The following is a 25,456-nucleotide window of genomic DNA, read 5'->3' on the forward strand; positions in this document are numbered from 1 at the left end:
GCTACTTCGCCTTCGCCGCTTCCGCGGTGGCGGTGATGCGCGCGGCCATGCCGGCGAAGATCGCCCCGTGGAACGGGAGCACGGCGAGCCAGTACAGCCGTCCGGTCAGCCCGCGGGGGAAGAAGATCGCGCGCTGCTCGTAGCGGGCGCCTTCTTCGTCGGGAAGGGCGCGCAGTTCGAGCCATGCCTCGCCCGGGACCTTCATCTCGGCGCGCAGGCGCAGCAGCGAACCGGCATCCGCCGTCTCCACGGCCTCGACGCGCCAGAAGTCGATCGCATCGCCGACGCGCGCGGCCGTGCGATTGCGGCGGCCGCGGCGGAGTCCGACACCGCCGACGATGCGGTCCATCCACCCGCGCACGGCCCAGAGCAGCGGCGAGGAGTACCAGCCGTTCTCCCCGCCGATGCCGAGGATCACGCGCCACAGCTCGTCGGGTGAGGCGCTGGTTGTCACGGAACGGGAGTCGGTGAACACCGTGCGTCCGGCCCACTCCGGGTCGCTCGGCAGCGGGTCGCTGGGCGCGCCGGAGACCTCGGAATCCTGCCAGCTGGTCTCGATGGTGTCGCCGCGCACCCGACCGAGCGCGAGGTCCACGGCGCGTCGGTAGGGTGTCAGGCCGTTCTCGGGGCGGGGGATGAGCTCGTCGACCTCGTGGTCCTTCATGATGCACTCGTTCTGCAGCGACGCCACGAGAGGGCGCGCGATCGAGCGCGGCACCGGGGTCACCAGGTTTACCCAGTGCGAGGCGAGCCCGGGCGTCAGCACCGGGAGGGCGGCGATCGCGCGCTGGCGGAGTCCCGCCTCGACCGCATAGCCGTTCATCATCTGGCCGTAACGCAGCACGTCGGGGCCCCCGATGTCGACGGCGCGGTTCACATCGGCGTCGACTCGCGCCGCCCCGAGCAGGTAGTGCAGCACATCGCGCACGGCGATCGGCTGGATGCGATTGCGCACCCATTTCGGCGCCGGCATGTAGGGCAGCACGTCGGTGAGGTGGCGGATCATCTCGAACGACGCCGACCCCGATCCGATCACGACTCCGGCCTGCAGCACGAGGGTCGGCACGCCCGACCGCAGGAAGATCTCGCCCACATGCACACGCGAACGCAGGTGCGGCGAGAGCTTCGCGTCGTTCGGATGCAGCCCACCGAGGTAGACGATGCGATGCACGCCCGCGTGTGCCGCGGCAGCGGCGACGGTCTGCGCCGCACGCTCATCGCTCTCCTCGAAGCCCTTGCCCGCCGACATCGAGTGGATCAGGTAGTACACGACATCGACGTCGTCCATGGCTTCCGCGACGGCATCCGCATCGTCCGCCGAGCCCTCGACGATCTCGCAGTCCGCCCCCCAGGGGAACGACGCCGCACGCGCGGCATCCCGTGCCAGCACCCGCACCCGGTACCCCGCGTTCAGCAGGCGCGGCGTCAGCCGGCCGCCGATGTATCCGGTCGCGCCGAGCACGAGCGCGCGCGGTGCGGATCCGTCGTCGCGGGGGACGGCGCGCAGAGTCTCTTCGCGGCCGGTGGGCTGGGTGAGTTCGGGCATGCCACGAGCGTAGGCCGGGAGGGCGCCGAGAGGAACGGGGTTGCGGGGTGTGACGGCGATCGGTAGGGGATGTGGTGATGTGTGGCGCGGGGCGGACGGGCGGACGGGCGGCGTCGGACGGGCGGCGTCGGACGGGCGGCGTCGGACGGACGGGCCGACGGAAGGCGTCGGGCGTGCGGTCCGGCGCGGACGGTTCACATGTCGGAAGGATGCACGCATGCAGGGAGCCCGCACGGCGATTCCTCCTGCATTCGTCATTTCCTCCGACAAGTGGCACGACGTGAGGGGATTAGTGCAACCTGAGGGTTGCGCACCGAGGGTCGCATCTGCAACCCTGGGGTTGCAGTCGGCCGACCGGTCGACGGAACATGCGGGAGATCCCGAAAGGACCCATCATGGTGAGCATGACCCACAACGAGGCATCCGTCGTCGACGAGGAGTCGTTCTCGGTTCGGCGAAGCATCCAGATCACGGCACCCGTCGAGAAGGTGTGGCGTGCCGTGGCCGAGCCGCAGCACATCTCCCGCTGGTTCGGGCGCACCGTGCTCGACGGCGTCGGTGTCGGCGCGACCGGCACGATGACGTTCCCGGACTACGACGTGATTCCCCTTCGCGTGGAGGAGTACGACGAACCGCGGCGCATCACCTATCGCTGGAACAACGACGACGCCCTCGGGAAGCTGCCGGACAGCATCGACGAGTCGACCTCGACCGTGTTCACCTTCACTCTCGAAGAGGTGGATGGGGGCACGCGGCTCACGGTCGTCGAGAGCGGCTTCGAGCGCACGTCCGAGCCACGGGCCAACCTCGAGTCGCATCGCACGGGCTGGGACCTGGAGCTGGACAAGATGGTGGCACTGGTGGAAGGCGACGCGTGATCTCAGAAGCCCTGCTGCCCATGTTCGCGGCACTCGCGGACGAGACACGCTGGAGCATCCTGACGGCTCTCGGCGAGGGGGATGCTTCGGCATCCGCCCTCGCCGGGCGCCTTCCGGTGTCTCGCCAGGCGATCGCGAAGCACCTCGCGATCTTGCAGGAGGTGGGGCTCGTGGAGCCCGTGCCGGTGGGGCGCGAGGTGCGCTTCCGCGTCGTCGGCACCGAGCTCTCCGCCACGGCGGCGAAGCTCGACGCGATCGGACGCGAGTGGGATCGTCGTCTCGCTGCGATCAAGGAGATCGCGGAGGGGCTGTAGGTCTCAGAGGGCGGTGTATCCGCCGTCGACCAGGTGGTAGCTGCCGGTGATGAAGCTCGCGGCGTCGCTCGCGAGGAAGGCGATGAGGTTCGCGACCTCGTCTGCCTGCCCCAGGCGGCCGATCGGGTGCTTGCTCACGAGGAACTCCTTCGCCTCGTCGCCCATGTTCGCCAGCAGCGGGGTGTCGATGAAGCCGGGGCCCACCGAGTTCACGCGCACGCCCTTGGCGGAGTACTCGAGCGCCGCCGACTTGGTCATCCCGACCACGCCGTGCTTGGCCGTGACGTAGGCGGGGGAGCCCGCGAAGCCGACGCTGCCGAGGATCGAGGCGATGTTCACGACCGAGCCGCCGCCGTTCGCGAGGATCGACGGGATCTGCGCCTTCATGTTGCGGAAGACCGCGTTGAGGTTGATCGCGATGACCTTGTCCCAGGCCTCGTCCTCGTACTCGGCCGTCGGAGCGGTGGCGCCGCCGATGCCGGCGTTGTTGACGCCGATGCGCAGGGGCGCGAGCGAGTTCGCGAGTTCGATGGAAGACGCGATCCACGCCGCATCCGTCGCGTCGCCGACCGAAGCCTCGGCCGTGCCGCCGGCCGCGCGGATCTCCTCGACGACCGCATTCGCGTGATCCGCATTCAGGTCGTTGACCACGACCGATGCGCCGTTCTTCGCCAGCAGGAGGGCGGTCGAGCGACCGATTCCGCTTCCTGCTCCCGTCACGATCGCCGAGCGGTTCGAGACGTCGTACTGAGCCACGAGTGACTCCACTTCCGGGCGGGCACGGTGCCGGGAGATCTTCTCGGACGGTCCGTCCTTCTCTCCAGCCTACGCCCGAAACGCGGGGGTGGATTCACATGAATGGATGCCGCACGTCGGCGCCTCGTGCGTCAGCTCAGGTGGCGGATGGAGGCGCGGACGATGACGGGCATGGGGATCAGCATCGCGCTCAGAGGGCGGTCGCCGAGCAGCATCTCGACCGCGGTGCGCCCGATCACGTCGTAGGGCAGGCGCGCGGTCGTGAGCCCCGGTCGTTGGAAGCTCGCCAGCTCCTCGTCGTCGAACGACGCGACGGAGATGTCGTGCGGCACCGTGAGTCCGCGCTCTGCGATCGCCTGATACGCCCCGAATGCCACTCCGTCGTTTCCGGCCAGGATCGCGGTGAGATCGGGGTGGGCATCGAGCATCCGCATCGTCTGCGTGTAGCCGACGTCGGGGTTCCAGTCGGACACGTCGACGACGACCGGTTCTATGCCTGCCTCGGCGAAGGCGGCGTGGATCCCGTCGAATCGGGGGCCGATGGTGACCGAGTGGCGCGGTGACGAGACCGCGCGGGGGTTGTTGCCGATGACGCCGATCCGTCGGTGTCCGGCGTCGGTGAGCAGCTTCGCCATCGCGTGCCCGGCGGTGCGTTCGTCGGGGAGCACCGAGGCATGTTCCGTCGTCGAGGTGCCGTTCACGATCACGACAGGTACGTCGTGCGGCGTCTGCGGCACATCGATCATGCGGGCGCCGAGCAACCCGATCAGGATGCCGTCGACGCGCCGATCGATCATCGCCTGGATCTCATCCGCGATCCTCGCATCATCGCCCTCGGTCTCGGCGATCAGAACGGTGTAGTCGTGCTCCTTGGCTGCGGAGAGGAGGCCGCGGATCATCTCGGATGCGTAGCGGGTCACCGTGATCTGGTCGGAGATGAAGCCGAGCGTCTTCGTCTTGCCGAGCCGCAGGCTCTGAGCTGCGGGATTGGGTCGGTATCCGAGCTCCTCGGCGGCGGCGCGGACCCTTCGTGCGGCATCGGCGGAGAGGCGCGAACCCGGCCGGTCGTTCAGGATCATGCTGACGGCGGTCTTCGACATGCCCGAGAGCGCGGCGACATCGGCGAGCGTCGGCCTGCGATCGACGTTCTTCGGCACCGGCTTCCTCCTGTCGTGACATCTCCAGCTTAGGCAGTGCGGGCGCTCCCGCGGAACCACACGCGTTGAATTGATTTAGCAAACTGCTTGCAGCCCCCGGTCCGCGATGCTAATGTCGGCGTGCTGAATCAATTCAGCATCTCCGTGCGGATACAGCTTCCCGCCTGCGGAGTCACGAAAACAGGAGAGAACATCGTGGTTGATCTCACTCGCAGGGCGCTGTTCGGGGCGATCGGACTGGGCATCGTCGGCACCGTGGTCTCGTGGCCGCGGCTCACCGGATCCGACATCCCGGGTCGCGGCACCGACACTCTGACGGTCGCCCTCTTCGGCACGGCGCAGGACGCGGTGGCGCGTCAGTCGCTGATCGACGGATTCCAGCGCAAGCATCCCGGCATCGAGGTGCGCATCGTCGCCATCCAGGGTCAGGACTGGAGCGAGTACTTCGCGAAGATCCTCACGATGATCGCGGCGGGCACGCCCCCGGATGTCGTCACGGTCGCGACCGAGGGCTCGCAGCTCTTCGCTTCGCGCCTCGCGCACCCGCTCGATGACTTCGTGCGCAGGGACGCGGCCGAGATGCAGGAGTACTTCGACGACGTGAATCCGACGCTCATCGAGGCGTTCATGTACCAGGGCAGCCTGTTCCAGATGCCCGACAACTTCAACGCGGCGAACGTCTTCTACAGCACCCAGGCCATGGAGCGCGCGGGGCTCGAACGCCCCGCCGACAACTGGACTCTGGAGGAGTTCCTCACCACGGCCCGCTCGATGAAGAAGAGCGCTCCCGAGCAGTTCCTCCCGTACCTCTGGAACAACCGGCTCTGGGGTGGTGTCGTGCCGTGGCTCTACGTCAACAACACGAGCTTCCTGCGCGAAGAGAAGGCAGGCGGAGGTGACTGGTTCTGGGATCGCTTCTACCCCGACCAGCCGTCCCGCAGCGGAGGCTACGTGTGGAAGCAGGCCGACGCTCTGAACGAGCATGCCGTCGAGAGCTTCTCCGTGCTGGAGCGCATGGTCTCGGAGGGTCTTGCGGCGAACCCCGCGCAGGGCGGTGGAAACGAGCTGGTCTCGCTGTTCTCCACCGGCTCGGTCGGGATGACACCCGCAGGAGGATTCTGGGTGCGCGGCCTCGAAGAGGCCGGCGTCGCGAACGACGCGTATGACGTCACCTACTTCCCGCGGATGTCGGGACAGCGGCATCAGTTCGGCGCGGGCGGCTACGCGATCATGGAGACCTCGCCGCGCAAGGACGAGGCCTGGGAGTGGCTCAAGTACTGCGTCTCGGTGGAGGGGATGAAGATCGCCCACCCGCGACCCGACTCTTCTCTGCCCCGCCGCTCGCTCAACGCCGAGCTGTACGGCGCGGGGGTGGGGCCTGCCCACTGGGAAGTCTTCTACGACACCCTCGACAAGTTCCCCGACACCGGCCCGATGCCGGCCCCGCCGCAGCAGGCCGCAGTCGAGTCGGCCCTGCTCAAGAACGTGGTGTCGACCATCACCAACGGTCCTTCCGGCGTACGCCGGGGCCTTGAGACGATGCAGCGAGATCTCGAGATCGCGCTGGGAGGACGATGATGTCGGAGAGCACTCGCACCCTCACCGTCCCGCCGGGAGCACGCGGCGAGACCGGCACCACAGCTCGATCCGGGCGAGCGATCGTGTGGATCTTCCTGGCACCCACCCTGATCGGCCTCGGGCTGTTCAACCTCGTACCGATCGTCGGATCGTTCGTCCTGGCGTTCTTCCGCTGGGACATCATCTCCGATCCGGTGTTCGTCGGAGTCGACAACTTCGTCGACCTCGCGATGAACCCGACGGTGCGCGTGTCGTTCCTGAACACCATCGGCTTCGTCATCGTGGCGGTCATCCTGCAGCTCACGGTCGCATTGGTGCTCGCCATCCTCGTGCAATCGAAGATGCCGACGTGGTTGCGCACCTTCTTCCGGTCGTCGCTGTTCTTCCCGCTGATCCTGTCGGCCGCATCTGTCTCCCTGATCATGGCCTATCTGTTCAATCAGGAGTTCGGGCTCGTTAACCAGACGCTCAACCTGATCGGCATCGCCGACGTCGGGTGGCTGACGACCGGCTTCGGGGCGAAGGTCGTGGTGCTGCTGGTCTACGTGTGGCAGAACTTCGGCTTCACGTTCCTGCTCTTCATCGGAGGGCTCGCCGCGATCCCGAGCGAGGTCTACGAGGCGTCGTCGCTCGACGGCGCGGCCGGGTGGACGCAGTTCCGTATGATCACACTGCCCCTGGTGAGCCCGACCCTGCTGGTCGCATCGGTCATGGCCATCATCAACGCGCTGCAGATCTTCGATCAGCCGTGGGTGCTCACCCGCGGCGGGCCCGGCGATGAGACCCGAACCGCCGTGATGGTGATCTACGAGTCCGCCTTCCGGGAGCTCGACTTCGGTGGCGCCTCCGCCATCGGAATCGTGCTGACGCTTCTCATCATGCTCGTCACGGCCATCCAGTTCCGGCTGAGCCGCCGATTCGTCTTCTACGGGTGAGGCCATCATGACTACGACAATCATCACGAAGCGCTCGTGGGCACACAGCCTCGGCACGGGTGGCAAGTTCGTCATCCTCGGGTTGGCGGCCTTCCTCACTCTCGGGCCCGTCGTGTGGACCCTCGTCACGGCGCTCTCGCCCACCGACAGCGTCACACAAGAGGTCACGGTCGGATTCGGTGCGTTCGCCGACGTCTTCACCAAGATCCCGCTCTGGCTGTATGCCTGGAACAGCGCGCTCGTGGTGATGCTCGTCGCAGCGGGGCAGATGCTCTCTGCCGCGATGGCGGGCTACGTCTTCGCCAAGTTCGAGTTCCGCAGCAAGAAGATCCTGTTCGCCCTGATTCTCGCGACCATGATGGTCCCGCTGCAGGTCACGATCGTGCCCGTGTTCATGCTGGTGAGGGGCATGGGTCTCGCCGACACCCTGCTGGCACTCATCGTGCCCGCCCTGCCCACCGCATTCGGCACGTTCCTGATGCGGCAGTACTTCATGGGGATCCCGACCGAACTGGGTGAAGCCGCTCAGCTCGACGGCGCCGGCCCCTGGCGCACGTTCTTCGGCGTGTACCTGCCGCTGGCGACGCCGGCTCTCGCGATCGTCGGCATCCTCGCCTTCAACTATCACTGGAACGAGTTCTTCCGACCGCTCATCATGACCATCAGCGATCAGAACTTCACCCTGCCACTGGGACTCGTGACGCTGCAGGGCAACCTCGGCACCGGCAGCATCTCGACGGTGCTCGCCGGCGTGATCCTCTCGATGATCCCTGCGCTCCTGGTGTTCTTCTTCGGGCAGAAGCCGCTGCGCGAAGGACTCACAGCGGGCGTCGGCAAGTGACGCACGCCCCCATCAAGTAGAAAGACGACTGCCCCGGTGACCCCCACTGACCTTCCCCCGGTCCGCACCACGAGCCCGCGCATGCACTTCGCTCCGCGCAACAACTGGATGAACGATCCGAACGGTCTCGTCTTCCACGACGGCCTGTACCACCTGTACTTCCAGTACAACCCGCAGGGTGTCGAACACGCCAACCTCAGCTGGGGACATGCGACGAGCGCCGATCTCCTGCGATGGACCGAGCACGACCCTGCGATCCTGTGGGACGACACGGCGCAGATCTACTCCGGCTCCGTCGTGGTCGATCACGGCAACACCTCCGGCTTCGGCACCGACCAGGATCCGGCGTTGGTGGCGCTCTACACGGCAGCTGCGCCTGGACGCCAGGCGCAGGCTCTCGCATACAGCACGGACGGCGGGTACGTCTGGACGAAGTACGACGGTAATCCGGTGCTCGACCGCGGCACGAGCGACTTCCGCGATCCGAAGGTGTTCCGGTACGACGACGGAGGGGACGGGTACTGGGTGATGGTCGCGGTCGAGGCCGAAGACCGCCAGGTGCTGTTCCACCGCTCCGACGACCTCACGACCTGGACCTTCCTCTCGTCGTACGGTCCCGCGGGCCCGGTCGGCGGTGTGTGGGAGTGTCCTGACATGTTTCCGCTCGCGGTCGACGGTGATGACGACGATGTGCGCTGGGTGCTGTTGATCAGCCTCAACCCCGGCGGTATCGCAGGCGGTTCGGGGACGCACTACGTGGTGGGCGATTTCGACGGTACGACATTCCGCGCCTCCGTTCCCCACCCCGCTCCGCCGCGTGAGCTGCTGAGAGACGGCAGTCAGTCCCGCGACGAGCTCGAACGCTATGGCTGGATCGATTTCGGACCCGATTGCTACGCCGGTGTCACGTTCGACGGCCTGGCTCGCGACGAGCGGACGCTCATCGCCTGGATGGACAACTGGGAGTATGCCGGTCGCATACCGGGTGGGGACTCCGACGAACACCGCAGTGCGATGACGCTACCTCGCCGGCTCTCGCTCACGCGCGACGAAGTGGGGGCCGAACGCCTGCGGCAGCACCCGGCGGTCGACCTCGATCCCGGCGAGAGCATCGACCTCGCCGGTGTGACCGGCAGCGTCGTGCTCGCCGAAGGGGTCGCCGGAGCCGCGCGGGTCGGCTTCACCGCGACGTTCGGCGATGCGCAGAGCGTCGAGCTGCACATCGAGTCGGCATCGGATGACGGTCGGGTCGTGATCCGTCAGGACCGTACGAGCGGACGCATCGAACTCGTCCGCTCCGGCGAGAGGATGCCGTTGGGCTTTCACAGGTCTCCGTCGATGCGTCTCGACCGGCCACGCGAGGTCGGATGGGACCTCTGGATCGACGATCTGAACGAGCGGGTGTCGTCCATCGAGCTGTTCGCCCAGAACGGCGAGAGGGTGCTCACCGCGCTGGTCCCCGTCGCGTCGCCGCGCACGTACACCGTGGCAGCCATCGGAGGAACGCTGCACGGGGCGCGCGCCGATGTCGCGGAGCGGGGATGCTGACCACCCGCTGCCTCGTCGTCGGTGAAGCTCTCGTCGATGTCGTCGACGGCGTGCCCCACCCGGGCGGATCGCCCATGAACGTGGCCATCGGCCTCGCCAGGCTGGGGATCGATACGAGATTTCTCACCCGGATCGGAGACGACGAGTACGGTCGGATGCTTGGCGAGCATCTCGTCCGTGAGGGCGTCGCTCTGACCGCGGCGAGTCTCAGGGTCGGGGAGTGCACCTCTCGTGCCACCGCCGTGATCGGCACGGACGGCGCGGCCGTCTACGACTTCGACATCGAATGGACCTTGTCCGAGTCGACCGCGATCGCCGAGGCGGCGGAGGCCGACGTCATCCACGTCGGGTCGATCGGTGCGTCGCTCGAACCCGGGGCGACCGCCGTCCGCGCGATGCTCCGAACGGTCTCGAGCCGCACTCTGCGCACGTACGACCCGAACATCCGGCCGGCGCTTCTCCGACCGCGAGCTGCAGCCGTGGCGCGCGTCGAGACGATCATGGCCGCATCGCACGTCGTGAAGCTCAGCGACGAGGATGCCGACTGGCTCTACCCCGGTCGCGCTGTCGATGATGTGCTCGCGCACCTGCTCGCTCGGGGTGCCAGGATGGCCGTTGTCACGAGGGGCGGGATCGGGTGCACCCTGGCGATCGCGGGTGGTGGGCGGCCGGTGACGAGGCAGGCGGTCCCGGTGAGCGTGGTCGACACGATCGGTGCCGGTGACGCCTTCATGTCCGGCCTCGTCTACGGACTCGTCTCTGGGGGCCTCGTCTCGGCGCTCACCGCCGAGGTCTTCGCCCCCGACACCGATCTCCTGAGTGCGCTCGAACGAGTCGTCGACACTGCGCTCGCCAGTGCGGCCGTCGCGGTGTCTCGCACCGGCGCTGCCCCGCCGCACCTGGACGAGTTGGCGCACAGTTCGGTGTCCTGACGCGGTCTCGCGCGGTGACGGCAGCGTCGGTGTCACAGAAACCGCTTGACACCGGCTCCGCTCGGGCATAACGTACAACCAAATGGTTGCACAAAGAGAACTGAGCGAAGCGGAGGTCGACCGTGTCTTCCACGCACTGGCCGCGTCGACCCGACGCGACATCCTGCGCCGGACGATCGAGCGCGAGCAGTCGGTATCGACCCTCGCCGCAGACTACGAGATGTCGTTCGCCGCGGTGCAGAAGCACGTCGCCGTGCTCGAGGCCGCGAACCTCATCGTCAAGCGCGCAGAGGGACGCGAGCGGCTCGTCCGCGCGAACCCCGAGATGATCGCCCGCGCCAGGGCGCTCCTCGCCCGATACGAAGAGTTGTGGCGGTCTCGCATCGCCCGACTCGACGACCTGCTGGCCGAGACGCCTCGGTCCGGCTCATCCGACACCAGCGACAACAACAAGAACGAGCAAGGAGACTGAACATGCCTGTCACCGACGTCACCACAGATGCCGAGAACCTGACCATGACCGTGGTCGCCGACTTCGCAGCCCCGATCGAGCGGGTGTGGAGCGCGTACTCCGACCCCCGTCAGCTCGAGCGCTTCTGGGGTCCTCCCGGGTGGCCGGCCACCTTCACCGCCTGGGACCACACCGTCGGCGGGCGTGCCGTGTACTCGATGAGTGGTCCGCGCGGGGAGAAGTCGTCGGGGGCGTGGGAGTTCGTGTCGATCGACGCGCCGAACAGCTTCGAGGTCATCGACTCGTTCGTCGATGAGAGCGGCAAGCCGCTCGACGGTTTCCCCGCGCAGCGGATGTCTTTCGTCTTCGAGCCCACCGCCGAAGGCACCCGCATGGTCACCACGAGCCACTTCGACTCGGTCGATGCGCTCGAGCAGGTCGTCGAGATGGGCCAGGTCGAGGGCCTCAAGATGGCGATGGCGCAGCTCGACACCGTGCTGCAGGACCTCCGCGACTACGCACAGGGCAAGGGCACGCGCGTCGAGCTGCTCGACGACACGCACGTGCGCATCACGCGTCTGGTCGAGGGACCGCGCGAGCTGGTGTGGCGCGCCCACTTCGAGCCCGAGCTCATCCGCAAGTGGATGCTCGGACCCGACGGCTGGGAGATGACGGAGTGCGTCGCCGCCACCGAGGTGGGCCAGTCCTACCGCAACTCGTGGGCGCCGGTCGGCGACACCGAAGGGGAGCCGTTCGGCTTCGAGGGGGAGGCGCTCCTGATCGACGCCCCGCGCCGCGCCGTCAGCACCGAGCGGATGCAGGGCATGCCTGTCGAGACGCTCAACGACCTGAACCTGTACGAGGAGGACGGTGCGACCCTGGTCACGCTGCTCATCGAGTACCCCGACAAGGAGACGCGCGACATGATCCTCGCCACCGGCATGGCCGACGGCATGGAGTCGTCGTTCGCCCGCCTGGAGCGGGAGCTGCTCTCCGTCTGAACGCGCACAACTCCGGACGAACCGGCCGGATCCGCCAGGATCCGGCCGGTTTCGCCGTCTGCGGGCACCCCTCTTCCTGAGTTGTGAACGCGGCAGGCGGATGCCGACAGGCGGAACCCGGCCGCTCGGGATAAAGTGGCGACACGATGAGGATCACGCGCCGCACCCTGCTCCTCGGCGCCGGAGCCGGTGTCGCTTCGGTTCTTCTCGCCTCCTGCACCCCGGAACCGACGCCCACGCCGACGCCCACTCGTACCCGCGAGCCGGAGCCGCCGCCCGGCGTCCCCGCCGCAGCCGGCAGCATCCGCAGCACCTGGACCACCGATCCCTACGCCCTCGGCGCCGCCAGCTTCACACCCGTCGGAGTGCTCGCCGGCACCCGCCTGGCGCTGGGTGCCCCCGTGGACGCACGCCTGTTCTTCGCGGGCGAGGCGACGGATGAGGATGCTCCCGGCACGGTGCGCGGCGCGATCAGCTCGGGCACTCGTGCGGCTGAAGAGCTCCTGATCCCGGCCACCTCGGGGGAGCGCGTCGCGGTCGTGGGGGCGGGGCTCGCCGGCGCCACCGCTGCCGCTGTGCTCGCCGAGGGCGGCATGGAGGTCACCGTCTTCGAGGCGAGGGACCGGGTCGGCGGACGCATGCACTCCCGCGTCGACGACTCGTGGCCCCTGCCGGTGCAGCTCGGCGCCTGGCTCTTCGGCACGGACGACGCCGAGGTGCTCGACCTGATGAGCAGCGGAGACGTCGGTGTCGTCGAACTGGCGGGTCAGCTCTGGCACGGCCCCGAGGGCGACCTCGACCCGATCGACACCCAGCCTTTCGACGCGGCGATGACTGCGGCGCAGGCCGCCCCCGAAGACTCCTCGGTCACCGACGCGTTGACCGCCGCGGGCATCGATCCGAGTGATCCGGCGACCGCGGCCCTGCTCGCGATCCTCGCCGCGCGCACCGGTGCCGGCGCCGACGAACTGTCGAGCTGGTTCGCGCCTCCCCTCCCCATGAGCGACCCGAAGGCCGCGACCGGCGACGTCGCACCGTTCATCGAGCAGGCCCTCGACGGGGTCAAGGTGGGGCTCAACTCTCCGGTCGCCCGCCTCGCCTACGACGATTCCGGGGTGAGCGTGCGCCTCGGCACCGGTGAGGCGCTGTCGTTCGATCGGGTCATCGTGACGGTTCCACTCGGCGTGCTCCAAGACCGCAGCATCGAGTTCGACCCGCCCCTGCCGTTCTCCAATCGCGGGGCGATCTCGGCACTCGGCATGGGCGCGATCGAGACGGTCTGGCTGCGGTGGGACGAGCCGTTCTGGGAGAACGACGAGGCGATCTGGCACTCCGTCGGCGCCGACGTGGCCATCGCGACCTGGATCAATCTGCGACCCGCGACCGGCGAGAACGTGCTCGTCGGGATCGTCGGCGGCGCGGCGGCAGCGGAGTTCGCGAAGCTCGACGAAGACGAGGCGATCGAAGCGGCCCTCGCCTCGCTCGCCCTCTACGTCTGACCGACCCGTTCGCCGGCTCTCGCCTGCTCTGGCGTCGATGCCTGCGCAGTGCCCTCGGTTTTCCCGCGCAGCCGTTTCGGTACCGGCATGCGGCTGATGAGCACGAGGAGGGTGGCGACGGCGGCGAACGTGCCGAGCGCGATCGCGGACGAGATCAGGAACTCCATCGGACCGCTCACCTGCCGCGGATCGAGGAAGTAGTACGGGTACCAGCCGATCAGTGGGCCGCGGATCATGGTGGCGACGCCCCAGATCACCGGGTACGCCAGCGACACCGGGATCACGCGCCACGGCACGGAGCGGTGACCGGGTGCGAGAGCCCAGGCCGCCACGGTCACTGCGGGGAGCCAGAAGTGCAGCACCTGATCCGACCAGGGCACGTCGATGCGGATGCCGCGGATGCCGGCCTGCCAGACCAGGATCGCGAACACGAGTCCGGCCGTGATCGTCCAGGTCAGAACGAGTGCCAGGGCGACGGTGAGCCAGCGAGGATCCTTCGCGCGGCGCAGCGCGAGGATGCCGGCGACGGTGAGCAGCACCACGAAAGCGATGTTCGACTGGTTCGTCAGATATGCGAAGAAGTTCTGGCTCGCGATCGTGTTCGATGCGAGACCCCAGGCGAGCCGGTGGATGAGCGCCACGAGACAGACGGCGGCCGCGCTGAGGCGGAGCAGGCCGAAGACGGTACGCGCCTTCACCGCTGCGTCACCCGCCATTCCTTCATCTGCCGAGTCTACGGACCTCAGCTCGGAGGACCCGTTGTGCCGCAGAGGGCACGCGTCCCTGACAGTGGTGAGTCCGTGCGGGTGGTCCGGCCCGTCAGCGTCGGGGTTCGCGGGTCGACCACAGCGCCAGCGCGACGAGCACGGGCTGGAAGAACAGCCGCACGAAGCGCTTCATGTCCGTGTCGAGACCGAAGCCGTCGCGGTGGTGCATCCACTGCGCCACGTTGCCGGGGAACACGGCGACGAAGAACAGAGCGGCGATCGTGCCGACCGTGCGCCGACGGCGTCGTGCCAGCAGCAGGGCGGATCCGAGTGCGATCTCGGCCACGCCGGAGGCGAGCACCGTGGTGTCAGGATCCAGCGGCAGCGACTCGGGGACCTGCGCCTGGAACTCCTCGCGCGCCACCGTGAGGTGCGAGACGCCCGCGAAGACGAGGGAGGCGCCGAGGAAGATACGGCCGATGGTGCGGGTGGGAGTCGACATGGTGCGAGTGTACGCCGCGGTCGCTGCGCTCAGATCAGGCGGCGGAGCGCCTCTTCGAGCGAGATGCCCTGAGCCTCGGCGCGGTCGCGCAGCCGCGCGTGCTCGTCGGAGGAGAGGGGGATGCGCAGCTCGATCGGGTCGTCCGCCGGTGCGTCCCACCCGTCGAGGAGGTCGGCGGCCTCGGCCCAGAGCGGCTCAGCGACCGACGTCGGGGCCGCGGGGGAGGGCGCGGGTGCTGCGGCAGCCGACGTGCTCGACGATGCGGATGATGACGCGGATGACGATGCGGCGGACGACGATGCGGCGACCGGTGCCGACGCGGCGACGGCGGCTCCGGCGTCTGCCGCGCGGGTGAAGCCGGGCCCTCGTCGCGGTTCCTGCTTCGCCTGGTAGGCCTTGGCCGCGGCGTTCGCGCGCTCGTCGGCGGCCTCGTTCAGCGGGTGTCCTGCGTGGCCCTTGACCCAGGAGAACTCGACGTTCCGGCCACGGATGGCCTCATCGATGCCCTCCAGCAGGTCGCGGTTGAGCACGGGCCCGCCGTCGGACTTGCGCCAGCCCTTGCGCTTCCACCCCGGCATCCACTTGGTCACGGAGTCGATCACGTAGCGGCTGTCGCATTCGATCAGCAGCTTCTCGTCGGTGCCCGCCGTCGCGAGCAGCAGCTCGAGCACGGCCCGAAGCTCGCCCTGGTTGTTGGTGCCGTGCGGGGATCCGCCGGCCGCCCAGTTCTCGTCGTCGATGTACCAGGCCCAGCCGTTGGGGCCGGGGTTGCCCAGGGCGGAGCCGTCTGCGGCGGCGGTGATCGTCATCCTTCAACCGTAGCCGTGGGCGCCGACGGCGAAGTCACCGACGAATCACCATGGGGGTCCTGGTCACGGGGTCCGGAGTCACGATCGCGTCGATGCCGAAGACCTCGCCGACCCGCTCCGCCGTGATCAGCTCGGAGGGGTTGCCGCTGGCGACAACGCGGCCCTCCTTCATGAGCACGAGGTTGTCGGCGTAGCGAGCGGCCTGGTTGAGGTCGTGCAGCACGGCGATCACCGTCTTGCCCTGCTGGTTGAGCGCTCGCAGCAGGTCGAGCAGTTCGTACTGGTGAGCGATGTCGAGGAAGGTCGTCGGTTCGTCGAGCAGCATCACCGGGGTCTGCTGGGCGAGCAGGAGCGCCACCCAGACCCGCTGCCGCTGACCACCGGAGAGCTGGTCGACGTAGCGCTCAGCGAGATCGGCGGTGTTCGTCGCCGCCAGGGCCTCGCGGGTGGCGGCGTCGTCGGCGGAGGTCCAGCGCTGCAGCGCCGAGTGATGCGGGTACCTGCCGCGCGAGACCAGGTCGGCGACCCGCATCCCCTCGGGGGCGATCGCGTCCTGCGGCAACAGGCCCATCCGTCGGGCGAGCTCCTTGGAGCCGTACTCCGAGAGCGCGCGGCCGTCGAACAGCACGTCGCCGGATTCGGGCTTCAACACCCGGGCGAGCGCGCGCAGCACGGTCGACTTGCCCGAGGCGTTCGGTCCGAGGATCACCGTGAACGACCCCTCGGGCAGTGCGAGATCGACCCCGTCGACGACGACCTTGCCGTCGTAGGCGACGACGAGTCCGCGGGCTTCGAGCGTCGGGTGCTGCGTGGTCATGTCTTCCTCATTCACCGGAGAGGAGCGCAGCCGTCGCGACCGCGACGGCTGCGCTCCTCGGATGCGGTCAGTCAGCCGAGCAGGTCCTCGACCTGATCGATCACCAGGTTCGCACCGATCACGCCGATGCCCACCATCCAGGTGTCGTCCTCGACCTCGAACGCCTTGTCTCCTGCGGGGCCGGGCTGCGCGCCCCAGAGGCCCGTGATCCGCTCCTGCGTGGTCGCGCTCGGGTCTCCGCCGGGGCTCATGTAGAACACCACGTCGCCGTCGATCTGTTCGTAGAGCTCGGGGCTGAGCTCCATCATCGAGTACTCGTTCCAGTCGCGGTCGGCGCCGAGGTCGAAGCCCATGTCGGTGAGCAGCGAACCCGAGAACGTGCCGGGGCCGTAGAGGCGGAAGTTGTCGGCGCGGAAGCGCACGATCGATGCGGTGGTGCCGTCGGCCTCGACCGCTGCGCCGACCTCGGCGGCACGATCCTCGACGCCCTTGATCAGCTGGTCCATCGCGTCGCTCTGCTTCACGGCGGCGGCGGTCAGCACGGCCTGCTCGGTCCAGTTGGTGCCCGTGTCCTCGGAGAAGACGGTGGGGGCGATCGCCGAAAGCTCCTCGTAGAGAGCTTCGTGGCGCACCTTCGAGCCGATGATGAGGTCGGGGGCGAGGTTGGCGATCGCGTCGACGTCGGGCTCGGCGATGAAACCGATGGACTCTGTCCCGTCGAGGTCGTCGGCGAGGTACGCGGGGAAACCGCGACCCGCACCGATCTCCGGCGCGCCGACGGGGGTGATGCCCAGGGCCACCAGCGCGTCCATCTGCGGGGAGTCGAGCACGACGATGCGCTCGGGAACAGTCTCGAACTCCGTCTCGCCCATCGCATGCTCGACCGTGTAGCTCGAGTCTTTCGCGTCGGGAGCGGACTCCTCGGCAGCGGGGGTGCCCGCGCATCCGGTAGCGATCAGGGCGATTGCGGCCAGGGAAGCAGCAGCGGTGGCGAGCGGACGGAAGCGAGTGTGGAGAGGTCTGTTCACGGGTAACGACACTAGCGATGTTTGGTTAGGCTATCCAAATATGAGTTCCCACACCGCCATCGTCGCGCGCCGTCGCGCTCCGGTCTCGGCATCCCGTTTCCCGGCCTGGTTCGGGATCATCCTGGTGTCGGTGGTGCTGGCCATCTCGCTCGCACTGAGCCTCGCCGTCGGCGCCCGCTTCGTACCTATCGACGAGGTCGTGCTCTCGCTGTTCGGCACGGGCGACCAGAACGTCCTGAACATCGTCGGCGAGCTCCGCGTCACCCGCACGGTCAACGCCGTGATCTGCGGCGTCGCTCTCGGTGCAGCCGGGGTGCTGATGCAGGCGCTCACCCGGAATCCCATCGCCGATCCGGGCATGCTCGGTGTCAGTGCGGGTGCCTCGTTCGGCGTCGTGGCCGGCATGAGCGTGCTCGGGGCGCTCGGCGTCGACGGCACGATCTGGCTCGCGCTCGCCGGAGCCGCACTCGCCTCCGCGGTGATCTTCTGGTTCTCCGGCACCCGTTTCGCCTCGGGCTCGCCCGTGCGGCTGATCCTCGCGGGCGTCGCGTTCTCGGCCATCCTGGCTGGGGCCGCACAGGCGATCGTGCTCACCGACGAGACCGTGCTCGATGCATTCCGCTTCTGGCGGGTCGGTTCGCTCACCGCCCGACCGGTGGAGGAGGCTCTGCCGCTCGTGGGCTTCATCGTCGTCGGGGCGGCCCTCGCCCTGCTGCTCGGCCCTGCGCTGAATCTGATGGCGCTCGGCGACGACAGTGCGATCGCGCTCGGGGTGAAGCCCGGTGTCGTGCGCGCGCTCGTGCTCGTCGCCGTCACGCTCCTGTGTGGCACGGCGACCGCGATCGCTGGACCCATCGCGTTCGTAGGCCTCGTCATCCCTCACCTGCTCCGACGGCTCGTGGGGCCGGACTTGCGCCTGGTGTTGCCGCTGTCGCTGCTCGCCGCACCGGCGATGCTGCTGTTGGCCGACACTCTCGGCCGTGTGATCGGCGGAGGGGGCGAAGTGCAGGTCGGTATCGTCACCGCTCTGATCGGTGGCCCGCTGCTCATCGCCTTCGTCGTCGGCAAGCGGACGGCGGGGATCTCGTGAGCCTTCGTACCGACACCCTGACGGCCGACGACCGCGTAGTCCGAGGAGCACGCTGGTCGTTCCGAGTCAGCCACCGCACGACCGTCGTGTGCGGTGTCCTCGCGGGCACCCTGCTGGTGCTGCTGATCGCCGCACTCATGATCGGCGAGTACGTCGTCACGCCCGTAGCGCTGGTCGAGACGCTGCTCGGACGCCCACCGGAGCGGCTGGACGGGTTCTTCGTGCTCGGGCGCCGCCTGCCGCGCAGCCTGGTGGCGATCGTGGTCGGTGCCAGCCTGGCGATCGCCGGCGCCGTGTTCCAGAGTCTGACCCGCAACCCGCTCGCCAGCCCCGACGTGATCGGCATCAGCAGCGGGGCGTCGGTCGGCGCCGTCACCGTGATGCTCGTGCTCGGAGGCTCCCTTGCGCAGGCGGCTCTCGGCGCAGTGGTCGGTGCTCTCGTGATCGCGGGAGTGATCGTGCTCTTCACTGCGCGCTCCGGCCTGCACGGAGTGCAGCTGATCCTCACCGGGGTCGCGCTGTCGGCGACCGCCATGGCCGTCGTCGACTACGTGCTCACCCAGGTGTTCGTCGCGAGCGCCACCACGGCGCAGACGTGGCTGGTCGGCTCGCTGCAGGGGCGTGGATGGAGTGACCTCCTCCCGGCCCTGATCGCGCTGCTCCTGATCATGCCCCTACTGATCGTGGCGTCTCCGGACGCGCGGATGATGGCGCTCGGCGACAGCGTCTCGACCGCCCTCGGCGTTCGGACCGTGCGTGCGCGATGGATTCTCCTCGCCGCCGCCACGCTGCTGGTCGCCGTCGCGGTGGCCACCGCCGGCCCGATCTCGTTCGTCGCGCTGATCGCCCCGCATATCGCTCGGCGTCTGAGCGGCACGACCAGCTTTCTCGCCTCGGGACTCGTGGGGGCGCTTCTGCTGCTCGCGAGCGACCTGCTCGCGCAGAACATCTTCCCGGCACCGATCCCCGTCGGAGTCGTCACCATCACCGTCGGCGGCGCATTCTTCCTGTGGCTGCTCTGGAGAGAGGGGGCTCGGCGTGGCTGAGCGCACCGTCCACCGCGTCCGCGCACCGCAGCGTCCTCGTCGCACCGGAGCACGCGTCTTCGCCGCCGAGATCACCGCCGTACGCGATCTCACCCCGCACATGCGGCGGCTCACGATCTCGGCCGCGGAGTTCGCGGATTACGCACCCGCGGGCCCCGACGAGTACCTCGGGTTGCTGCTGCCGCGGGATGAGAGTGTTCCGCTCGTGTTGCCCGCGAACGATGGGACGGAGAACATCCGTGCAGCTGTCGCGGCCATCCCCGAGGAGGAGCGGCCGGATCTGCGCTGGTACACGTTGCGCAACCACCGGCCCGAGGCTCGTGAGATCGACGTCGACTTCGTCGTGCACGGCGACGAGGGCCCGGGAACTCGATTCGCCGGACGAGCGCGCGTCGGCTCGGCCCTCGGCATCCGCGAGTGCACGGCACTGTATGCGCCCCCGCCCGAGACGCGCGCGCGGGTGATCATCGGCGATGAGTCGTCACTGCCCGCGATCGCGCGCATCCTCGAGGCGACCTATGCCCCGGAGACCCATGCCTTCATCGAGATCGCGGATGCCGCGGAGAAGCAGGATCTGGCGGGCGCCGTCACCTGGATCGAGCGCCGCGGCGAGGTGCCGGGGGCGCGGCTGCAGCAGGCGGTGGAGGCCGCCGAGCTTCCCGAAGCGATCGACTACGCGTGGGTGTGCGGAGAACGCCTGGCGGTGCAGGCGATCCGCCGACACCTCGTCGAGCGCGGCGTATCGAAGGACCGCATCACGTTCTCGGGATACTGGCGACTGGGCGAACCACGGGGGTGATCTCGCCTTCAGGCGCCGCCGGCGAGCGTCCCGCCTCGGGGCGCAGCGTCGACTTCCCGCGCCTCCGGCTCGTTCGTGTGATCGAGGGCCGCCGCCTAGGGTGGACGGATGTCTTCCGGCTTCGAATGGGAACCCTGGCTCGGCACGACGGTGGCGATCGCCGTCGCAATCGTCTCGGTGGCCGCCGTCCTCACACTGCTGCACCTGCTCACGGCGCTGATCAGCCGCCGCCTGATATGGGTTCGCGAGTTCGCCCGCCGGGTGAGACGCGCGATGGCGTCCACAGCGCTGGTCGTCGCCGTCTGGATCGGCTGCGCCGTTACGGCCCCGGCGGAACAGGAATGGTGGCCGCCGGTCTCGAGACTGTTCCTGATCGCCACGATCCTCACAGGCTCGTGGTTGCTCGCCGCGTCGATCTCGTTCGGGTTCGAACGGCTCATCGCTCGCGAGGAGACCGTCCTGTTCGGGCCGGAGGCTCGGCGGCGACGCACGCAGCTCCTGGTGATCCACAGGCTGGTCCTCGTCACCATCGCCGTGCTCGCGCTCGGGACGGTGCTGTTCACGTTCCCTGAGATGCGGGCGGTCGGCACGAGCCTCCTCGCTTCTGCCGGGATCGCGAGCATCATCGCCGGCCTTGCGGCGCAGTCGATCCTCGGCAACCTGATCGCCGGGGTGCAGGTGGCGTTCACCGACGCGATCAGAGTCGGCGATGTGGTCGTGATCGAAGGCGAATGGGGTCGTATCGGAGAGATCAACCTGTCGTACGTGGTCGTGTACATCTGGGACGAGCGTCGGTTGGTCGTCCCCTGTGGCTACTTCACCTCACGGCCGATCGAGACGTGGACGCGGCGGTCTGACAAGATCCTCGGCACGGTGTACCTGGATCTGGACTGGCGCGTGCCGATGGCTCCACTTCGGGCCGAGTTCCAGCGGATCATCGAGGAGTCAGCGGCGTGGGACCGCCGGTCTGCGAGCGCTCTGGTGACCGATGCGCAGGGCGGGTTCGTCACGGTGCGACTGGTCATGTCGGCGAAGGACTCCGACGATCAGTGGGCGCTGCGCTGCGAGGTGCGCGAGAAGATGATGAGCTGGTTGCAGCGCGAGCACCCCGAGGCGCTGCCCCGCACACGGATGGAGCTTCAGTCGGCCCCGGGGTCTTCATCGGAGGTGGGCTCCGCGGAGTCGTGAGTGGCGGCGGCCTCGGGAACGGGAGGTGCGACCGGGAACAGGACGGAGCTCAGGTCGCCGCTGGCCTCCGCGCCGAGGCCGATCGACAGCGGATCGACGACCGGTGCCGAGTCGAGCACATCTGTCTCGGAGCGCTCGAGCGGCTCCGAGGGCAGCACCCACTGGTTCTCTTGCTCTTCAGGCTTCTGCTGAAACAGTCCCATGGGTTCCATTGTGAACCCGCGTCGCGGCGAAGAGGCCGGATTCACACAGGATTGATCGGATGCGGCCCGCGCGGGTGACGACGTCAGGCCGTGGCCGCACGGCGGAAGGTGAAATATCCCGACACGGCCCCGTGATTCACCACACCCGTTCCGGTGCTCATCACCCGATCGGATGTGGTCGCGCCCGAGTCGACGAAGGCGTATCCGGTGTGCTCGAGTCGCCAGCCGACGCGCTCGACCTCGCCGAGGAAGTAGCCGACGCTCTCGTTCTGGAGGCACTCGTTCGCCGCCGAACCCCACGATGACGGTGCTCCGGTGAGACGGCTGACCTCGACCTGCAGGTGCAGCAGGGGGTCGCCGCGGGTGTGTGCCTCGCGTGCCGCGCCGAGCAGCCGTTCGGCTTCTTCTATCGTCGGCATGATCCCCCTTCTATGCGCCGTCGGTCGACGGCTCATCTGCGAGCGTACGTCGGTGGGGCCTCAGACGGAGGCCGCACGCACGGCTTCGACGAGCGCGCGCCAGGGGCCGTCGAGCGCCGAGTCGGGCAGCTCCCGTTCGCGGCGCTCCGACGGTGTGCGCGCCCGGATGCTCCACACGAACCGGTCGGCGCCGGATCCGGCGTCCGTCTCCTGGTCCCACGGGCAGCGGTCGATCAGGTCGATCCAGTGCACCGCATCGTCGGGCGCGGCCTCCACCCGCCATTGCCGGCGGATGCCGGCGATGCCGCCGGTGCGCACCACCGCGATCGCGACCTGCGCGTCAGTCGGTGGAGGGGACTCGCTCATCTCCATAGACTCCCACGGTCGTCCACGCGCGTCGAGCCGCTGCGGCTGTGGCGGCATCGACGGCTGCGGCCGCGGCGACGGTGGCATCGGCGAACTGCGTGAAGGTCGCGGTGCTCGACAGGCCGCCCGTGAGCGCGCGATACCAGACGGTGCCCGCGCGTTCCCACGCCTTGCCACCGAGGTCGATCGCGAAGAGGGCGAACGCGCGGTTGGGGATTCCGGAGTTGATGTGCACTCCGCCGTTGTCTTCCGTGGTGCGCACGAAGCCGCTCATGTGGTCGGGCTGCGGGTCTTTGCCGAGCTCGTCGTCGTCGTAGGCGGTGCCCGGCGCGATCATCGAACGCAGAGCCGCGCCCTCGACGGCGTCGGTGAAGATCTCGGCGCCGATCAGCCACGTCGCCTGGTCGGCCGTCTGGCCGAGGGCGTACTGCTCGGTCAGGGCGCCGAACACATCGGCGATCGACTCGTTCAGTGCGCCGGGCTGGCCCTGGTACTCGAGGTTCGCGGTGTGCTGCACGACGCCGTGCGCGAGTTCGTGTCCGATGACGGTGAGCGAGCCGGTGAAGTGCTGGAACACCTCGCCGTCGCCGTCGCCGAACACCATACGCTCGCCGTCCCAGAACGCGTTGTCGTAGTCGACGCCGTAGTGCACGGTCGCATCGAGCGGCGCCCCGGCATCGTCGAGCGAGTTGCGATCGAAGGCGGCCAGGAGCATCTCGAACGTGGCGCCGAGTCCGTCGAAGGCCTCGTTGACCGCGGGGTCTTCGACGGGGCCGTCGTCTTCGCCGCGCACGATCGCGCCCGGCAGCTGCTGCGTGTTGCCCGCATCGCTGATCGTGCGGTTCGGGGCCTCGGACAGCTGCGCCACGAGGTCGCCGTTCTCGTCGATCGAGAAGTCGATGCGCGCGCGGAACGGCGGGCGGCCGGCCGTGAGCGTCTGCCGTGCGGCGGCCGCGGCCTTCGGGAAACGACCCGACTCGGCCAGGCGCGCGAGCAGATAGGAGGGGACCACTCCATGATGTTGTGCGGATGCTGTGCTGCTCATGCTGCGACCCTACGCCGGAGGGCCGACGTTCGAGCGGTCTCGCCCGCGTTCCGGGGAACGTCTCCGGTCGACGCCGCGGTCAGTCGCGCTCGATGCTCAGAACGGTCGTACGCAGTCCGTCGGACTCGTACTGCACGGGCATGCCCGGGTGGTCGATCGAGAACCAGAAGATGCCGTCGTCGGTGTCGTACCGGCGGCAGGTGAGCGCGCCGAGCGGTGTCGACAGGTTCACGGTCGACACGCTCGTGGTGCCGGCGTCGAAGGCGGCATGGCCCTGCAGCTCGGCCCAGGTCACCCGGTTCGAGACGACGGCCTTGGGGTCCTCCGCGGCCCAGCGGTCGAGGGTCGCTCCCTCGTCATCGGTGTCGTGGAAGCGGTTGACGTGCTCGGCCATCGGGCCGTCGGGGCCTTCCAACAGAAGCCGGATCACGGTGCCTGTTCCGGTGGCGTCGCGGATCTCGGCGGCGGTGAACGGCGTCGGCAGGAGTCCGGGGCCGAGCAGGTGCGGATCGGAATCGGTCATGCATCCAGTCTGCGCCACGGGTGACCGGCACGTCACGGGATGGTCTCGATGGAGCGATCCGGACCGGCGATCCTTGACAGGATTGCGTTCTGTATACAGAATACCAGTACGCCCGAAGGGGTGATCCCGACCTAGATCTTCCAATGATGAAAGAGGTAGCGAGATGGCACGTGCGAACGTGACGCGGTATCTGGCACTGGGTGCCGCCGGCGCTCTGGCACTCGGACTCGCCGCGTGCAGCGGTGGGGGCGGAGGAGGCGGAGGGGGTGTCGACGCCGACGGCAAGGCCACGGTCGTCTGGTCCACCTGGGGCACGGCCGACGAGCTCACCCGCTACGAGGAGTTCAACAAGGACTTCATGAAGCGCCACCCCGACATCACCGTTAAGCTGCAGCCCGTCGCCGACTACGGCGACTACCACTCCAAGCTGCTCGCGCAGCTCACCAGCAACACCGCGCCCGACGTGTTCTACGTCGGTGACGACAAGATCGGTCAGTTCGTCGACTCGAAGCGCCTGATGCCGCTCAGCGAGCTGATGGACTCGAAGGACAGCAAGACAAAGAAGGACGACTTCTTCCCCGGTCTCTTCGGCGCCGCCGAGAACGACGGAGAGGTCTACGCTGCGCCGAACGACTCCAACCCCGACGTGTTCTGGTACGACAAGCAGGCGCTGGCGACCGCCGGGATCACCGAGGACCCCGCGACCCTGGCCGAGAACGGCGAGTGGACCACCGACAAGTTCCTGGAGATGAACAAGAAGCTCCACGACGCGGGTCTCACCGGCACCATGTACTGGAACTACTGGGCGACGCACTGGAGCTGGCTCTCGTCGCAGGGCCTCGATGCTCCCTATGACGATTCCGGAGCCTTCGTCGCGAACAAGGATGCCGACACCGTCGAGTCGGTGCAGCAGCTCGGCGACCTGTTCGAGGACGGCACCTTCGTCGTCGCCGACACGCTCCCTGACGGCGCCGGCGCCGACAGCGTGTTCGTCACGCACAAGGCCGGCTTCTTCGTGCAGGGCCGCTACACGATCGGCACGGTCGATGCGACGGGCGAGCAGGACAGCTACGACATCGTGCAGTGGCCGACTCCCGACGGCGAAGCCGCTCCCACGGGCGTGGCGACCAGCTTCCTCGCGATCAACGGCAAGACCAAGGTGAAGGACGCGGCCTTCACGTTCTGGACCGAGTTCCTCTCCGCCGAGGGGCAGACCTTCCGTCTGCAGGGCGGCGGCAACGCGGTCCCCTCGATCAAGGGCGCCGACGAGGTCGTGCTCGAGGGCGACTATCCCGCACACGCCCAGACCTTCCTCGACATGCGCGACATCGGTTTCGAGGACTACCCCGCCGAGGCACGCGTGCCCGGCCTGCCGACCGCCATCGCCGATGAGTTCCTGAAGCTCTACCAGGGCAAGGCCGACGCACAGGAGACGCTCGACACCATCGCCGACCTGGTCAAGGAACGGTCGGAGTAGA

28 protein-coding genes are annotated in these 25,456 nt (G+C 68.4%); 15 read left to right on the plus strand and 13 right to left on the minus strand.

The features are described from left to right. Position 1: 1 nt before the first annotated feature. Complete coding sequence (locus ASC55_RS12495) at positions 2-1,546, minus strand: SDR family oxidoreductase (protein ID WP_055869212.1); 1,545 nt, start codon at positions 1,544-1,546, stop codon at positions 2-4. A 404-nt stretch (positions 1,547-1,950) separates the two neighbouring features. Here ASC55_RS12495 and ASC55_RS12500 point away from each other — a divergent pair, with 404 nt between their 5' ends. Together ASC55_RS12500 and ASC55_RS12505 are read left to right on the plus strand one after the other, a co-directional pair. Beyond that, the gene (locus tag ASC55_RS12500) at positions 1,951-2,424 is read left to right on the plus strand and encodes an SRPBCC domain-containing protein (RefSeq protein ID WP_235563372.1); all 474 of its coding nucleotides are present in this window, start codon (positions 1,951-1,953) and stop codon (positions 2,422-2,424) included. Further along, the gene (locus tag ASC55_RS12505) at positions 2,421-2,738 is read left to right on the plus strand and encodes an ArsR/SmtB family transcription factor (protein ID WP_235563373.1); all 318 of its coding nucleotides are present in this window, start codon (positions 2,421-2,423) and stop codon (positions 2,736-2,738) included. Before ASC55_RS12500 ends, ASC55_RS12505 begins: the two co-directional genes overlap by 4 nt. 3 nt (positions 2,739-2,741) lie before the next feature. Here ASC55_RS12505 and ASC55_RS12510 read toward each other — a convergent pair whose 3' ends face one another. Together ASC55_RS12510 and ASC55_RS12515 are read right to left on the minus strand one after the other, a co-directional pair. Next, positions 2,742-3,494 carry an SDR family NAD(P)-dependent oxidoreductase gene (locus tag ASC55_RS12510; protein ID WP_055869213.1) on the minus strand — a complete coding sequence of 251 codons (753 nt, stop codon included), beginning with the start codon at positions 3,492-3,494 and terminating at the stop codon, positions 2,742-2,744. 131 nt (positions 3,495-3,625) lie between these two features. Beyond that, the gene (locus tag ASC55_RS12515; RefSeq protein WP_055876208.1) at positions 3,626-4,651 is read right to left on the minus strand and encodes a LacI family DNA-binding transcriptional regulator; all 1,026 of its coding nucleotides are present in this window, start codon (positions 4,649-4,651) and stop codon (positions 3,626-3,628) included. Between the two features lie 195 nt (positions 4,652-4,846). On the opposite strand from ASC55_RS12515, the gene ASC55_RS12520 reads away from it, so the two are divergent. The 8 genes from ASC55_RS12520 to ASC55_RS12555 all read left to right on the plus strand — a co-directional run bounded on the left by ASC55_RS12520 (position 4,847) and on the right by ASC55_RS12555 (position 13,436). After that, positions 4,847-6,229: an extracellular solute-binding protein gene (locus tag ASC55_RS12520; protein ID WP_055876211.1), complete on the plus strand. Its 1,383-nt coding sequence runs from the start codon at positions 4,847-4,849 to the stop codon at positions 6,227-6,229. Next, positions 6,229-7,164, plus strand: a complete 936-nt coding sequence (locus ASC55_RS12525; RefSeq protein WP_200935179.1) for a carbohydrate ABC transporter permease — start codon at positions 6,229-6,231, stop codon at positions 7,162-7,164. The genes ASC55_RS12520 and ASC55_RS12525 overlap by 1 nt, the downstream gene beginning before the upstream one ends. Positions 7,165-7,171: 7 nt before the next feature. Beyond that, positions 7,172-8,005, plus strand: coding sequence for a carbohydrate ABC transporter permease (locus tag ASC55_RS12530; protein WP_055876214.1), 834 nt, complete (start codon positions 7,172-7,174; stop codon positions 8,003-8,005). A 36-nt stretch (positions 8,006-8,041) separates the two neighbouring features. Next, a complete protein-coding gene (locus tag ASC55_RS12535; RefSeq protein ID WP_235563374.1) occupies positions 8,042-9,553 on the plus strand; it encodes a glycoside hydrolase family 32 protein in 1,512 nt (503 codons plus the stop codon). Beyond that, positions 9,547-10,485 (plus strand): carbohydrate kinase family protein, encoded by a 939-nt coding sequence (locus tag ASC55_RS12540; protein ID WP_055876220.1) that lies wholly within the window; start codon positions 9,547-9,549, stop codon positions 10,483-10,485. The genes ASC55_RS12535 and ASC55_RS12540 overlap by 7 nt, the downstream gene beginning before the upstream one ends. 82 nt (positions 10,486-10,567) lie before the next feature. Then, positions 10,568-10,957: an ArsR/SmtB family transcription factor gene (locus ASC55_RS12545; protein ID WP_055876223.1), complete on the plus strand. Its 390-nt coding sequence runs from the start codon at positions 10,568-10,570 to the stop codon at positions 10,955-10,957. A gap of 2 nt (positions 10,958-10,959) precedes the next feature. Continuing rightward, the gene (locus ASC55_RS12550; RefSeq protein WP_055876225.1) at positions 10,960-11,937 is read left to right on the plus strand and encodes an SRPBCC family protein; all 978 of its coding nucleotides are present in this window, start codon (positions 10,960-10,962) and stop codon (positions 11,935-11,937) included. 146 nt (positions 11,938-12,083) lie between these two features. Next, a complete protein-coding gene (locus ASC55_RS12555; protein WP_055876228.1) occupies positions 12,084-13,436 on the plus strand; it encodes a flavin monoamine oxidase family protein in 1,353 nt (450 codons plus the stop codon). Here ASC55_RS12555 and ASC55_RS12560 read toward each other — a convergent pair. From ASC55_RS12560 to ASC55_RS12580, 5 genes are all read right to left on the minus strand, one after another. After that, complete coding sequence (locus ASC55_RS12560; protein ID WP_055876231.1) at positions 13,427-14,152, minus strand: Pr6Pr family membrane protein; 726 nt, start codon at positions 14,150-14,152, stop codon at positions 13,427-13,429. The two genes, ASC55_RS12555 and ASC55_RS12560, sit on opposite strands and share 10 nt — an antisense overlap. Before the next feature lie 103 nt (positions 14,153-14,255). Continuing rightward, positions 14,256-14,645 carry a DoxX family protein gene (locus ASC55_RS12565; RefSeq protein ID WP_055876235.1) on the minus strand — a complete coding sequence of 130 codons (390 nt, stop codon included), beginning with the start codon at positions 14,643-14,645 and terminating at the stop codon, positions 14,256-14,258. Positions 14,646-14,674: 29 nt separating this feature from the next. After that, positions 14,675-15,454 carry a ribonuclease H family protein gene (locus ASC55_RS12570; RefSeq protein WP_055876238.1) on the minus strand — a complete coding sequence of 260 codons (780 nt, stop codon included), beginning with the start codon at positions 15,452-15,454 and terminating at the stop codon, positions 14,675-14,677. A 34-nt stretch (positions 15,455-15,488) separates the two neighbouring features. Then, positions 15,489-16,271 carry an ABC transporter ATP-binding protein gene (locus tag ASC55_RS12575; RefSeq protein WP_055876241.1) on the minus strand — a complete coding sequence of 261 codons (783 nt, stop codon included), beginning with the start codon at positions 16,269-16,271 and terminating at the stop codon, positions 15,489-15,491. 71 nt (positions 16,272-16,342) lie between these two features. After that, positions 16,343-17,299, minus strand: coding sequence for an ABC transporter substrate-binding protein (locus ASC55_RS12580; RefSeq protein ID WP_055876244.1), 957 nt, complete (start codon positions 17,297-17,299; stop codon positions 16,343-16,345). Between the two features lie 40 nt (positions 17,300-17,339). Here ASC55_RS12580 and ASC55_RS12585 point away from each other — a divergent pair, with 40 nt between their 5' ends. The 4 genes from ASC55_RS12585 (at position 17,340) to ASC55_RS12600 (ending at position 21,422) form a co-directional block, all read left to right on the plus strand. Beyond that, a complete protein-coding gene (locus ASC55_RS12585) occupies positions 17,340-18,389 on the plus strand; it encodes a FecCD family ABC transporter permease (RefSeq protein ID WP_055876248.1) in 1,050 nt (349 codons plus the stop codon). After that, complete coding sequence (locus ASC55_RS12590) at positions 18,386-19,435, plus strand: FecCD family ABC transporter permease (RefSeq protein ID WP_055876252.1); 1,050 nt, start codon at positions 18,386-18,388, stop codon at positions 19,433-19,435. The genes ASC55_RS12585 and ASC55_RS12590 overlap by 4 nt, the downstream gene beginning before the upstream one ends. Then, positions 19,428-20,234 carry a siderophore-interacting protein gene (locus ASC55_RS12595; protein ID WP_055876255.1) on the plus strand — a complete coding sequence of 269 codons (807 nt, stop codon included), beginning with the start codon at positions 19,428-19,430 and terminating at the stop codon, positions 20,232-20,234. Before ASC55_RS12590 ends, ASC55_RS12595 begins: the two co-directional genes overlap by 8 nt. Before the next feature lie 108 nt (positions 20,235-20,342). Beyond that, positions 20,343-21,422 (plus strand): mechanosensitive ion channel family protein, encoded by a 1,080-nt coding sequence (locus ASC55_RS12600; RefSeq protein WP_055869226.1) that lies wholly within the window; start codon positions 20,343-20,345, stop codon positions 21,420-21,422. On the opposite strand, the gene ASC55_RS12605 is transcribed toward ASC55_RS12600, so the two are convergent. The 5 genes from ASC55_RS12605 to ASC55_RS12625 all read right to left on the minus strand — a co-directional run bounded on the left by ASC55_RS12605 (position 21,374) and on the right by ASC55_RS12625 (position 23,978). Continuing rightward, the gene (locus ASC55_RS12605; protein WP_055869227.1) at positions 21,374-21,625 is read right to left on the minus strand and encodes a hypothetical protein; all 252 of its coding nucleotides are present in this window, start codon (positions 21,623-21,625) and stop codon (positions 21,374-21,376) included. The two genes, ASC55_RS12600 and ASC55_RS12605, sit on opposite strands and share 49 nt — an antisense overlap. 83 nt (positions 21,626-21,708) lie before the next feature. Then, on the minus strand, positions 21,709-22,044 hold the full coding sequence (locus ASC55_RS12610) for a hypothetical protein (protein ID WP_055876259.1): 336 nt from the start codon (positions 22,042-22,044) through the stop codon (positions 21,709-21,711). Between the two features lie 60 nt (positions 22,045-22,104). Next, positions 22,105-22,410 (minus strand): protealysin inhibitor emfourin, encoded by a 306-nt coding sequence (locus tag ASC55_RS12615; RefSeq protein ID WP_017831187.1) that lies wholly within the window; start codon positions 22,408-22,410, stop codon positions 22,105-22,107. Further along, positions 22,385-23,455: a M4 family metallopeptidase gene (locus ASC55_RS12620; protein WP_055876262.1), complete on the minus strand. Its 1,071-nt coding sequence runs from the start codon at positions 23,453-23,455 to the stop codon at positions 22,385-22,387. Before ASC55_RS12620 ends, ASC55_RS12615 begins: the two co-directional genes overlap by 26 nt. Before the next feature lie 79 nt (positions 23,456-23,534). Beyond that, entirely contained in the window at positions 23,535-23,978 is a 444-nt protein-coding gene (locus ASC55_RS12625; RefSeq protein WP_055876264.1) for a hypothetical protein, read from the minus strand. 163 nt (positions 23,979-24,141) lie between these two features. Here ASC55_RS12625 and ASC55_RS12630 point away from each other — a divergent pair, with 163 nt between their 5' ends. After that, the gene (locus ASC55_RS12630; protein WP_055869232.1) at positions 24,142-25,455 is read left to right on the plus strand and encodes an ABC transporter substrate-binding protein; all 1,314 of its coding nucleotides are present in this window, start codon (positions 24,142-24,144) and stop codon (positions 25,453-25,455) included. Position 25,456 lies beyond the last annotated feature (1 nt).

The organism is Microbacterium sp. Root322 (assembly GCF_001425645.1).
In the GTDB taxonomy this organism is placed as follows: domain Bacteria; phylum Actinomycetota; class Actinomycetes; order Actinomycetales; family Microbacteriaceae; genus Microbacterium; species Microbacterium maritypicum.